A 12,649-nucleotide genomic window follows, 5' to 3' on the forward strand; every position below is an offset into this window, starting at 1 on the left:
TAAATTAACTAAAAATAAAACAATAAAACAAATAAAATCAACACATTACAGTTCTCCAACATGAAACAAAGCGTCTCCCATGTTAATGATTGGAAAGTTATTTTTTGCAATTACATAGCCATTAATTGGAGATTTTACTTTATAATTTGTCTCACCATAAGTATCCATAATACTCCCTAAAATTTCACCTTTTTTGATAGGGCTACCATTCGCCACTTTCGCCGAAAATAACCCAGCGACTTTAGCTCTTACCCATTTCCTTTTGTTTAAATGAATACTTTCGTGTTGAGATTCTATTTCTGGAACATGAGCTATCATTTCAAAATGTCTTAATACTCTTAATGTTCCTTTTATTCCTTCTTGAATTGAATGCTCATCTAATCTCAAAGACTCTCCTCCTTCATAAACAATTACTGGGATATTATTTTTATAACATTCATTTCGAAAAGACTTAGGAATTAGTTTAGAACCAAACATTAAAGGCGCGTTGAAAATTTTAGCCAATTCAAAGCCTCGTTGGTCTTGTGGTGTATACCTTATTTGAGGAAAATTGTTTCTTTGTGCCCCTCCAGTATGATAATCAATAGCGAAATCAACATTTTTAATTAACTCTTTCATTAAATAGTGAGCGATTCTACTTGCTAAGGAACCAGACTTCGATCCTGGAAAGCTTCGGTTAACATCTTTTCCATGCATATTTCTTGTTAAATCAAGAAAGCCAAAGACGTTTAGCAAAGGAAGGACAATTACACACCCCTTATGAATTTTATATCGTTTATCAATAAGCATTCGTCTTACCAGTTCAATACTGTTGGTTTCATCACCATGTAACCCACCTTGAAGTAAAACCGTAGGCCCTAATTCATCACCATTAAAAACATAAACAGGAATTTCGATTAAAGTTCCAGTTGCTAATCTATCAACAGGTATTTTGATCAGTTTAGACTCTCCCAATCCAATTCTTTCATGTCGTATAACTACCTCTTCGTTCTTGAACCCTTTGTCAAACATTTTTTCTCGATATATTTTATAATTCCTTCTGCCACATTAACTTTTGTATAAGCTTCTATTCCTTGCAAACCTGGTGTTGAGTTTACCTCAATTAACAAAGCGCCTCTCTTTGAACGTATCAAGTCAACCCCTGCTACTGGGAGTCCTAAATAGTGAGCTGCTCTAATAGCCATTTCTTCTTCTTTTGAAGATAAACTTACTACTGAACCAACACCACCACGGTGAATATTGGATCTGAAATCATCTTCCAAACCTTTTCTCTTCATTGAAGCTATTACCTTGTCTCCTACAACCAAAGCTCTTATATCTTCACTGTTACTTTCTTTAATAAATTCCTGTAATAAAAAGCTTGTATTCATAGTATGTAAGGTATCAATAATTGACTTAGCTGACTTTTCGGTTTCAGCTAAAATCACTCCCATCCCATGAGTTCCTTCTTGTAGTTTAATAATCACAGGAGCTCCACCTAAAAGATCAATTTGCTCTTTAATATTATCAGTATTAACGGAAAAAACAGTATCAGGAATTGGAATATGCTTCCTATTCATAATTTGTAAGGTTCTCAATTTGTTTTGAGCTCTTAAAATCCCTAACGATCTCGCAGTACTAAAAACACCATTCATCTCGAACTCTTTAACAATAGCTGCTCCATGACCCGTAATTGAAGCTCCAATCCGTGGAATAATAACATCTGGTTCACCTATAATATCATCCCCTTCAAAAATAACCTGTCTTTTTCCTTGACTCAATTTAACAGAACATTTGGCATGATTGATTATGCTTACATCATGTCCGCGATTAATGGCTTCATCATAAAGGCGTTTAGTAGAATAAACCTGATCACTAACCGAAAAGATAAAAATGTTCATAAGCAAGATATTATTATATATGTACAACTACGATTATGATTCTTCATTAAATCTATCTTGCTACCGCTACTATCAGCCATTACCTCTTTTAATTTCAAAATTTGCGATTAATGAAATTATCTCAACGATTTTATGTAAGAATTTTCGTGTTCTCACAAATCTAAGATTTTTTTTAACTTTTATGTAATCTTAGCTTAAAGGAAAATCTTAATAAGTGTTAATTTTTTTGAATTAGATATGGGTTGTAGTACTTTCATTACTTCAACCAAAACATCAACTAAATGAAAACGATTCTAAAAGCAGCCTTAGCGTTGTTGTCTATGAATGTAGTAGCGCAGCAGGCGCCCACTTCTTCAGAGATTATCCAGCAATCTTTGAAAAATAAAGAAGCACTTCATAACAATTCAATTGTTAAAAATATACCTTTTAAAAACATTGGTCCAACGGTGATGAGTGGACGTGTAGTAGATGTTGACGTAAATCCAAATAATACCGCGGAGTTTTATGTTGGGTATGCATCCGGTGGTGTTTGGCATACTGATAATAACGGAACTACATTTACCCCTATTCTTGATAATTCTCCAACACAAAACGTTGGTGATATTGCAGTTGACTGGAAAACAGGGACTATTTGGGTAGGAACAGGAGAAAACAATTCTTCTCGTTCATCATATGCAGGAATTGGTATTTTAAAATCTACAGATAAAGGAAAAACATGGGTAAACATGGGATTACACGATAGTCATCATATCGGAAGAATCCTTATAAACCCAAATAATTCTAACGAAGTTGTTGTTGGAGTCATTGGGCACTTGTATTCTCCAAATGAAGAAAGAGGAATTTTTAAAACAACAGACGGAGGAAAAACATGGAGCAAGACGTTATTTATAAATGACAAAACAGGAATTATTGATGTTCAACAAGTGCCTAATGACTTTAATGTTTTGTACGCGGCTTCATGGGAACGTGAGCGTAAAGCTTGGAATTTCGATGGAGATGGCTCTGGATCGGCAATTTACAAAAGTACAGACGCTGGAAAATCATGGACAAAAGTTACTGAGAAAAATGGTTTCCCTGAAGGAACTGGAGTAGGAAGAATTGGATTGGCTGTGTTTAATGAAAATACGGTATATGCCATTCATGACAATCAATTCAGAAGAAAGAAAGAAAAAGATAAAAAGAAATCTTCAAGTGCATTAACCAAAGAAGATTTCAAAACAATGAGCGTTGCAGATTTTTTAAACTTAACGGATAAAAAGTTGAATACTTACTTAAAAACAAATGGTTTCCAAGAAAAGTATAGAGCTGAAAACGTTAAACAAATGGTACGTGCTGGATCTGTAAAACCAATTGATTTAGCAAAGTATTTAGAAAATGCGAACTCTTTACTTTTTGATACTCCTGTAATTGGAGCTCAAGTTTTTAAAACAACAAACGGAGGTAAATCATGGAAAAAAACGCACGATGGGTATTTAGATGATTTATACTATTCGTATGGATATTACTTTGGTGAAGTAAGAGTTGATCCACAAGATGAAAATGGAATTTACGTTTTAGGAGTTCCTATTTTAAAGTCGAAAGATGGTGGTAAAACATTTAATTCGATTAGTAAAGAAAATGTGCATGCCGATCATCAAGCATTATGGGTTAACCCAAAAAAATCAGGACATTTAATTGACGGAAATGACGGTGGTTTAAATATTTCTTACGATGATGGTGAAAACTGGACAAAACTGAACTCTCCTGCTGTTGGACAATTCTATTCTGTATATGCCGACAACCAGAAAAACTATAAAGTTTATGGTGGTCTTCAAGATAATGGGGTTTGGGTTGCTAACAACAATGCGAAAGTGAACAAGTCATGGAAACAATATGGTAAAAACCCTTATGAAAACTTAATGGGTGGAGATGGAATGCAAGTGGCTGTTGACGATAGAAATCCAAACATTGTTTATACTGGTTATCAATTTGGAAACTACTATAGAATTGATAGAGAAACAGGAAGACAAAAGTACATTCAACCAAAACATACTCTAGGGGAAAATCCTTATCGTTTTAACTGGCAAACTCCTATTTTACTATCAAAACACAATCAAGATATTCTTTATCTAGGAGGAAATAAATTACATCGTTCATTAGATAAAGGTAATAATTGGGAAACTATTTCTGAAGATTTAACTCAAGGTGGTAAAAAAGGAAATGTGGCATATGGAACATTAACCACCATTTCTGAAAGTCCTTTCCAATTTGGATTATTATATGTTGGTTCTGACGATGGTTTTATTAACGTTACCAAAAACGGTGGTGGATCATGGGAGAATATTTCAACAAATCTACCTAAAGATTTATGGGTAAGTAGAGTAATTGCCTCAAAGCATAAAAAGGAACGAGTATACGCTACCTTAAATGGATATCGTTTTGACGATTTCACAACCTATGTTTTCCAATCTGATGACTACGGAAAAACATGGAAAAACATAGCTAATAATATTCCAACTTCACCAGTAAATGTAATTAAAGAAGATCCTTCTAAAGAGAACATTTTATATTTAGGTACTGATAATGGAGCCTATGTTACTTTCAACAATGGAACAGAATGGCATCCATTTTCTAAAATCCCAAATGTTGCAATACACGATTTGGTAGTTCAGCCTAAAGCAAAAGAATTGATACTAGGTACTCATGGACGTAGCCTGTACAAAGCAAACATCGCTTCTTTCCATTTATTAAAGGATACAAACAAGAATACTCTTTTTCCTATTAAAAACTTGAGAAAGAGTTCATATTGGGGAAGTTCATGGAGCAAATGGTTAAAACCAAATACTCCAAAACATGCGGTAGCCTTTTTCTCTGATTCAGATAAAAAAGTAGATCTGACAGTTAAATCTGGAGACATTGTCGTAAATACTATTTCAGTAAATGCTAACAAAGGATTTAATGAAGCTACTTACGATGTTTCTTTTTCAGAAAAGGGCAAGAAAGCATATTTAAAGAAAAACAAAGAAACCGATTTAAAAAAGGCTAAGAACGGAAAATACTATTTACCAAAAGGAAAATATACCGTTGAATACTCAGGAGAGAAACAAACTTTTGAAGTTAAATAAAAATGGCGCCTAAGGGCGCTTTTTTTATGTCATAAATCTAAATTTATTAGTGCTTTATTCTCTAGAAAATACTACTTCAATGTTAAAAGATTAATATCTTTGCTCCATGGGAATAATACAAGTAAATAATATCCGTTTATTTACCAATCACGGATGCTTAGAAGAAGAGGCAAAAATAGGTTCAGAGTACAAAGTTGACCTTGAAGTAAAAGCTGATTTAACCAAATCTGCAGAATCAGATGTGCTAGCAGATACAGTTGATTATGTTCATTTAAATAATATTGTCAAAGAAGAAATGGCCGTTCGATCTAAGTTACTTGAACATGTAGCGAAAAGAATTTTAGATCGTATATTTAAAGAGCTATCTTTAGTGGAAGAAGCTGAGGTTAAGGTTGCTAAGATCAACCCGCCAATTGGTGGAAATGTTGAAGAAGTTGTGATTGTTTTAAAAGATACTCGTAAAAATTAAAAAACATTTGCAATAAACAATAAAAGGTGTAAATTTGCAATCCCAATCACTATTAGGGTGTCGTGGCCGAGTGGCTAGGCAGTGGTCTGCAACACCATCTACAGCGGTTCGAATCCGCTCGACACCTCTGGAAACCCTTGCTAATCATATGATATGATTTTCAAGGGTTTTTAATTTTTAGGGAAATGAAACAAGGCTTTTGATAGTTATTCTAAATAAGTTTATTCCTTTACCAACCCTTTTTTATAATCTTCTAATTCTTTTTTACTTTCAGGGTTAATGGTTATGGCAGAATCTATAATCTCATCAACTCTTTTCTTATTTTTAAAATAAACATAATGATTATATGCTTTAGACATCCAAGTTTTAACTTCATTCGGACTATGCTTTAAAAACCTATTCATAGTATTCATTACCTCAACAGTGTCTTTACCCTCCTTATACAAACCTCTCAATATTAAATAATTACCCTTATCAAAAGGATAATTATTAAATTGATCTTTAGAATAAAACAACGCACTATCCTTATTTTTCAGGTTGTGATAATATACCTCTATAAGACCTCTTACAGGCAGTTTATTACTTGGCATTTGTACAATGGCATTTTTATAATGTTCAATTGACTGTTTATATCTTTTTTCAGCTCTGGCAAAAATAGCTTTATACATTTCTAAAGATTGACCATCGGCTCCTAACTGATTTGGGAGAGTATTTATTTTGTCGACAAGATTTTGATAAGTATAGGTTTTATTTTTAGTCAAGTCTTCATAGGATTTATTTTTAACTGAATAGTATATTTTCTTTTCATACATTGATGAAGAAAATAGCTTCCAATTAAAGAATAAAGTAAACACCACAATTGAAAGTATTGCCAAAAAAACTATATTGATTACGATAGGTTTACGTATTCTTTTCTTTTCCAAAGGTTGAGATTGAGGATTGTTAAATAAAATCAATCCAGATGTTAAAACAAATAAAATAAAAACAGAAGGCCTTTCGAAAGGAAAATTAAAAATACTATCAGACAAAAAAACTACAAGTGCTAGCAACAAACAAAAGAACATGTCCTTTTTATGCACAACCTCTTTATCTAGAAACGAATTAATGCAAAAGTAGAAAAGTAAGACAAAGATACTTGTAAATAAAAACAACCCAAAAACCCCAAGCTCGGCTGCCATTTCAAGAAAATCATTGTGAGCTCTGTAAGGCAAAAAAGAAATACTTCTATTCTTAGTTATCATACTGTCCTTAGAGCTTAATTTCCAGTTTCCCAATCCTACCCCCAATAAAGGGTAATTTTTAAATGTATTTATTGCATTTCGCCAATAAATTTCACGACCCGATAGATTAGTAAATACACTTTTTTGAGAAGTGTTATCTATTTTAACACGAAAATCTGGTGAAAACATTTGCTCAATTCTATTGAGTTTATATCTATTTACTTTATTAATATTCAGGGTAAAAAAGATACTTACCCCAATAAAAACCAATAAAACGCCGCAATAAGTTAAAAGCTCCTTCCTCCTCCTAAACAGTAAAATATATAGTAGAAATAAACCAGAAATTATGAGTAAATTATAAAATCCTGTTCTTGCAGAAATAAACAAGGTTACTGAAAATGTACTCGCTACAGTAAAAAGAGCTAGGAATTTCCAAAATCTTTTTGTTTCGTTTACTATAAAAAAAAGAGCAAAAGGAACTTTTAAAACTAAACTAGCAGACAGAATGTTAATATTTGAGTAATTATGAGAAAGATTACTCAACAACTTACTTGATCTGGCGACATTCTTATTTTCTAAGAAATAATTTATTACAGAAAAGTTATCGACCAATAAAGCGATAAGCAAAGCTTTAAAGAGCCAGTAAATCTGTTTTTTAGACATTATAAAAAGCCATAAAAACACACAAAAAAGACTAATAATTTTAGTCATCAGTTGCATTGCTGATAAAAGTGATTCATTCCTATTTATTGCCCAGGTGGATGAACATAATGCCCAAAAAAACAATATCCAAAAAAGGAATATATAATATTTTACCCCCGTTGGAACCCTTTTTTCAAGGATACTGAATCGTTTATTATAAAACAGCACTATACTCAAAATGTTAAGAATAGAAGCAAACAAGAAATGTGTATGTTTTGTTTCAAGTGCATTGAAGCTGGGAACAAACCCAATCATTATGTATGCACACAAAAAAATGAAAGGGACGTAACTATTGTTTAGCAGTTTTTTTTGCATAACCGATATTAATTTTACAATCGTTGTTTTGAGTAACCCGAGTTTGACTCACGTCTGATTACACTCAAAGCTATATCATCTATTTGGAATTCAGGTTGTTTTGACAACCAAATTAGCTCTTTTGCTTTTTATTAACAAAAAATTAGTTAAAATTCTGCATCTTTGTAGCTATGCGTATATATCCTATTGAAACAGGTAATTTTAAATTAGATGGAGGAGCCATGTTTGGCGTTGTACCGAAGTCTATTTGGCAAAAAACAAATCCAGCCGACGATAAAAACATGATTGACATGAGTATGCGTTGTTTACTTATTGAAGATGGTGATCGTTTAACCCTAGTTGACACTGGTTTAGGAAACAAACAATCGGATAAGTTTTTTGGGTACTACTACTTGTTTGGAGATTTTTCATTAGATACTTCTTTAGCGAAATACGGTTTTCATCGTGATGACATAACCGATGTGTTCCTAACTCATTTACATTTTGATCATTGTGGAGGCGTAATTGAGTGGAATAATGATCGTACTGGTTATATTCCTGCTTTTAAAAATGCTAAAGTTTGGAGTAATGACAGACATTGGAAATGGGCAGTTGAACCGAATCCACGTGAAAAAGCTTCGTTTCTAAAAGAAAACATTTTACCCATTGAAGAAAACGGACAGCTGAACTTCATTCATAGAAATGCCAAAGATCAAATAGGGTTTGACGTAATTTTTGTTGATGGCCATACCGAAAAGCAAATGCTCCCTAAAATTGAATATCAAGGAAAAACTATTGTTTTTATGGCCGATTTATTACCAACGGTTGGACATATTCCGCTTCCTTATGTTATGGGATATGATACAAGACCACTACTTACCATTAAAGAAAAACAAGTTTTTTTAAATGAAGCCGCAGATAAGGAATTTTATTTGTTCCTTGAACATGACGCACATAATGAGTTATGTACAGTTCAACATACTGAAAAAGGTGTTCGTTTAAAAGAGAGTTATAAATTTATAGACATTTTTAATTAAGACTGATATTATGAGAGTTTTGAAGCCTGTATTTTATTCGGCTATGGCTATTACAACCTTAGTTGGTTGTTCTTCAATAAGCAAACTTCCTGTTCCTGCAGGTAGCAATACTGTAATTAACATTGCTTCTAAGAAAGCACCTTTAACAGAATACCAAGAAAACAATTGGCAACATTTAGATTTAGCAACTGACTCTATTCCTGGAATGAGTGTTTTAAAAGCATATAAGTTTTTAAATGATAAAAATGGCACAGAAGTTATTGTTGGTGTTGTTGATAGTGGAACTGACCTAAAGCACGAAGATTTAAAGGATGTTGCTTGGGTTAATAAAAAAGAAGTTGCTGGTAACGGTATTGACGACGATAAAAACGGTTATGTTGACGATATCACTGGATGGAACTTCTTAGGAAAATCATATGCTGAGCACTTAGAATATGAACGTATTTTAATGAACCCATCAATCGCGGATGCTGAAACATTAGCTGAAGTAAAGGCTTTTCAAGAGAAGAAAGTTGATGAAGCTCATAAAACGAAGTTAAACTACGGAAACTACCTATTTGGATGTGTTGAGTCTGGGAAGATTTTAGCTGATCACTTTGGAAAAAGCGATTATACAGCCAAAGATTTAAAAAGTATTAAAAACCCAAGCCCCGAATTAGAAAGAGCTGTGGCTTTTGGCGGACAAATGCTAAGTTACTTTTCATCTATAGATGAAGCGAAAGAATATTTTGAAAAAGAACTAAAAAAAGCAGACAAAACCATCAACGGAGAAAACTTAAAAACAAACTATCGTGAAGTTGTTGGCGATAATGCTTACGACATTAACGATACCCCTGGATATGGTGATGGAAATACAGGGCATTCTGAGAAAGGAGAATCTCATGGGTCTCATGTAGCTGGAATTATTGGTGCTACCAGAGGAAATAATAAAGGAATGGATGGTGTTGCTGGTAATATCAAAATTATGGCAGTAAGAACCGTTTCTGATGGTGACGAGTATGATAAAGATGTTGCTTTAGGTATTCGTTATGCAGTTGATAATGGTGCTAAAGTAATTAATACAAGTTTTGGTAAAGCATTTTCACCTAATAAAGAATGGGTTTATGATGCTATAAAGTATGCAGCCAAAAAAGATGTGTTAATTGTTAACGCAGCTGGAAACGACGGAAAAGACATTGATGTTGAAAAAACTTTCCCTAATGATGCTCCAGATTTAAAAAATGAAATTGCCGATAACTTCATTACTATTGGTGCTATGAGTGCTAATTACAATGAGAGCTTACCTGCAAGTTTTTCTAACTATGGTAAAATAAATGTTGACGTTTTCGCTCCAGGAGTTGATATATATTCAACTACTCCGGAAAATGAGTACGGTAAAAAAAGTGGTACTTCAATGGCTGCTCCAAACGCCGCTGGTGTCGCTGCATTAGTACGTTCTTATTACCCACAACTATCAGCTAGTCAGGTAAAGCATATTTTAATGAACTCTGGAACTAAAATTGGTTTAAAAGTTTTAAAACCAGGTTCACAATCTCAATCGTCTCCAAGAGGTATTTTAGTTCCTTTCTCTGATTTATCTGTTTCTGGACGTGTTGTTAACGCATACAATGCTTTAAGAATGGCAGACAGAATGGTGAACGGAAGAAAATAAATAATTTAATTTAAGTATATTTGAAAAGAGCATTTATGAAAATTAAATGCTCTTTTTGCATAAAAGAGAGCGATTTAACTAAAATTTATTCGTGTGAAAAAACTAATATTAGCAGTACTATCTATTTCTGTATTGAGTTGTGCTTCAGCGCAAGACCAACACACAGCAGATAAAATTCAACAAAAAACGAACAAAAGTGGTTATTGGCAGCAACATGCCGATTACACTATGGATATTGATGTAGATGTGAAAAAATTTCAATACAAAGGAAAGCAGAGTATTACGTATACCAACAACTCTCCTGACGTATTAAACAAAGTTTTCTATCATCTATATTTTAATGCATTCCAACCAAATTCTCAAATGGATGTTCGCTCAAGAAACATTCAAGATCCAGACAGAAGAGTTGGCGATCGTATTAGCAAGCTATCTCCTTCTGAAATAGGGTATATTAAAGTAAAAAGCTTAAAACAAAACGGAATTGATGTAAAACACGAAACCGTAGGAACCATTCTTGAAGTTACATTAAACCAACCTATACAACCAGGTGAGAGTGCAACTTTTGACATGGATTTTGATGCACAAGTTCCAAAACAAATCCGTAGATCAGGTAGAAATAGTAAAGAAGGCGTTGCCTTATCTATGACGCAATGGTATCCAAAAATGGCCGAATACGATTTTGAAGGGTGGCATACACCTCCATACTTAGGAAGAGAATTTCACGGTGTATGGGGTAACTTTGATGTAACTATTCATATTGATAAAAATTATACAGTCGGTGGAACAGGGTACCTTCAAAATCCTCAAGAAATAGGTCACGGTTACGATACCAATGGACTTCCAGTTGAATCTGCAAAAGGGAAAAAACTTACTTGGCATTTTAAAGCACCAAATGTACACGACTTTACTTGGGGAGCTGATCCTGAATTTATACACGACACCTATACTATGAAAAATGGTATTGTGCTACATTTCTTCTATAAAAAAGATATGGATAAAACTTATATCGAAAACTGGAAGAAGTTGCAAAGTAAAACAGCCGATTTAATGAATTATTTCAGTGAAAACATCGGTCAGTACCCTTACAAACAATACTCAGTTATTCAAGGTGGAGATGGTGGAATGGAATATGCCATGTGTACACTAATTACTGGACAACGTAAGTTTGGAAGTTTATTTGGTGTTACCGCTCATGAATTAGCGCATACCTGGTTCCAGTTTTTATTAGCTACAAACGAAGCAAAGCACCCTTGGATGGATGAAGGTTTTACTACCTATATTTCCAATAAAGCGGTGAATGATATTATGAAACAAGGTAAAAAGAATCCTAACTCAGGATCTTATGGTCATTACAACTATATTGTTAATAAAAATGCTGAAGAACCTTTAACAACGCATGCCGACAGATACCATACCAATGGAGCTTACAGCATGGGTAGTTATTCAAAAGGAAGTATCTTTTTATGCCAATTAGAATACATCATCGGAAGTGAAAATGTTAAAAAAACTTTGAAGAAATATTTTGATGATTTCTCATTCAAGCACCCAACGCCTAACGATATTAAAAGGGTTGCAGAAAAAGTTTCTGGAATCCATTTAGATTGGTACTTAAACGAGTGGACACAAACAACGCATACAATCGATTATGGTGTTAAAGGAATTGATGGTAAAAATGTTACATTGGAACGTGTAGGACAAATGCCGATGCCAATTGATGTAGAAATTACCTATACTGATGGCTCTAAGGAAATGTTCAACATTCCTTTAAGAATGATGAGAGGAAATAAACCAACCAAAGCAAAAGTTATTGAAGACTGGACCTTTGCACATCCGACATATACATTTTCAACGTCGAAAAATGTAAAGTCTGTTGAAATAGACCCTTCTCAACTTATGGCAGATAAAAATCTTTCAAACAATACTTTCACTATTCAATAAGAATAGAAAAAAACAAAAAAAGGCGGAGAGTTTTCTCCGCCTTTTTTTGTTTATATAAAATCTAACAAATAACTTTTGATTTTACTAACATGAAATAAAGAGCTCGAATTTTACACAATCCTTTCAAAAAACTATAAATAATTAATTTTCATATTGTTGCATGTGTAAATAAAATAAATTAAGTTTAGATAGTCGAAATCAAGAATACAATTGTTGTTGAAAAATAGGATTTATAAACAGGCCCCTAGAACCCAGAAAAATTTAACTCAAATTCAATAACATACAACGACTATTACAGGGCTTTTATCGAAATAAAACACATAAAATCAGGTGACTCTTATTTTAGCATTCTAA

8 protein-coding genes and 1 tRNA gene are annotated in these 12,649 nt (G+C 33.2%); 6 read left to right on the forward strand and 3 right to left on the reverse strand.

The annotated features are described in order from the left end of the window. Nucleotides 1–45 precede the first annotated feature (45 nt). Nucleotides 46–1,011, reverse strand: coding sequence for a succinylglutamate desuccinylase/aspartoacylase family protein (locus tag ACKTTV_RS04360; RefSeq protein ID WP_408029591.1), 966 nt, complete (start codon nt 1,009–1,011; stop codon nt 46–48). Next, nucleotides 978–1,880, reverse strand: a complete 903-nt coding sequence (locus tag ACKTTV_RS04365; protein WP_408029592.1) for a RimK family alpha-L-glutamate ligase — start codon at nt 1,878–1,880, stop codon at nt 978–980. Before ACKTTV_RS04365 ends, ACKTTV_RS04360 begins: the two co-directional genes overlap by 34 nt. A 281-nt stretch (nt 1,881–2,161) precedes the next feature. Here ACKTTV_RS04365 and ACKTTV_RS04370 point away from each other — a divergent pair, with 281 nt between their 5' ends. From ACKTTV_RS04370 to ACKTTV_RS04380, 3 genes are all read left to right on the forward strand, one after another. After that, on the forward strand, nt 2,162–4,984 hold the full coding sequence (locus tag ACKTTV_RS04370; protein WP_408029593.1) for a WD40/YVTN/BNR-like repeat-containing protein: 2,823 nt from the start codon (nt 2,162–2,164) through the stop codon (nt 4,982–4,984). 106 nt (nt 4,985–5,090) lie between these two features. Further along, nucleotides 5,091–5,453: a dihydroneopterin aldolase gene (gene folB, locus ACKTTV_RS04375; RefSeq protein ID WP_408029594.1), complete on the forward strand. Its 363-nt coding sequence runs from the start codon at nt 5,091–5,093 to the stop codon at nt 5,451–5,453. Between the two features lie 56 nt (nt 5,454–5,509). Continuing rightward, a tRNA-Cys gene (locus ACKTTV_RS04380) sits at nt 5,510–5,580 on the forward strand. A 94-nt stretch (nt 5,581–5,674) separates the two neighbouring features. On the opposite strand, the gene ACKTTV_RS04385 is transcribed toward ACKTTV_RS04380, so the two are convergent. Then, nucleotides 5,675–7,336 (reverse strand): O-antigen ligase family protein, encoded by a 1,662-nt coding sequence (locus tag ACKTTV_RS04385; protein WP_408029595.1) that lies wholly within the window; start codon nt 7,334–7,336, stop codon nt 5,675–5,677. Between the two features lie 524 nt (nt 7,337–7,860). Here ACKTTV_RS04385 and ACKTTV_RS04390 point away from each other — a divergent pair. From ACKTTV_RS04390 to ACKTTV_RS04400, 3 genes are all read left to right on the forward strand, one after another. Beyond that, nucleotides 7,861–8,706, forward strand: a complete 846-nt coding sequence (locus tag ACKTTV_RS04390) for an MBL fold metallo-hydrolase (protein ID WP_408029596.1) — start codon at nt 7,861–7,863, stop codon at nt 8,704–8,706. Between the two features lie 10 nt (nt 8,707–8,716). Then, a complete protein-coding gene (locus tag ACKTTV_RS04395) occupies nt 8,717–10,357 on the forward strand; it encodes a S8 family serine peptidase (RefSeq protein ID WP_408029597.1) in 1,641 nt (546 codons plus the stop codon). Nucleotides 10,358–10,450: 93 nt separating this feature from the next. After that, nucleotides 10,451–12,295, forward strand: coding sequence for a M1 family metallopeptidase (locus ACKTTV_RS04400; protein ID WP_408029598.1), 1,845 nt, complete (start codon nt 10,451–10,453; stop codon nt 12,293–12,295). Nucleotides 12,296–12,649: the final 354 nt, after the last annotated feature.

The sequence above is a fragment of the Tenacibaculum xiamenense genome, from assembly GCF_964513065.1.
GTDB lineage: Bacteria > Bacteroidota > Bacteroidia > Flavobacteriales > Flavobacteriaceae > Polaribacter > Polaribacter xiamenense.

Bases quoted from the DNA above. Each gene is read 5' to 3' on its own strand.
- ACKTTV_RS04395 (WP_408029597.1), top strand. From the start codon at position 8,717: ATGAGAGTTTTGAAGCCTGTATTTTATTCGGCTATGGCTATTACAACC.
- ACKTTV_RS04360 (WP_408029591.1), bottom strand. From the start codon at position 1,011: ATGTTTGACAAAGGGTTCAAGAACGAAGAGGTAGTTATACGACATGAA.
- ACKTTV_RS04370 (WP_408029593.1), top strand. From the start codon at position 2,162: ATGAAAACGATTCTAAAAGCAGCCTTAGCGTTGTTGTCTATGAATGTA.
- ACKTTV_RS04390 (WP_408029596.1), top strand. From the start codon at position 7,861: ATGCGTATATATCCTATTGAAACAGGTAATTTTAAATTAGATGGAGGA.
- folB (WP_408029594.1), top strand. From the start codon at position 5,091: ATGGGAATAATACAAGTAAATAATATCCGTTTATTTACCAATCACGGA.
- ACKTTV_RS04385 (WP_408029595.1), bottom strand. From the start codon at position 7,336: ATGTCTAAAAAACAGATTTACTGGCTCTTTAAAGCTTTGCTTATCGCT.
- ACKTTV_RS04365 (WP_408029592.1), bottom strand. From the start codon at position 1,880: ATGAACATTTTTATCTTTTCGGTTAGTGATCAGGTTTATTCTACTAAA.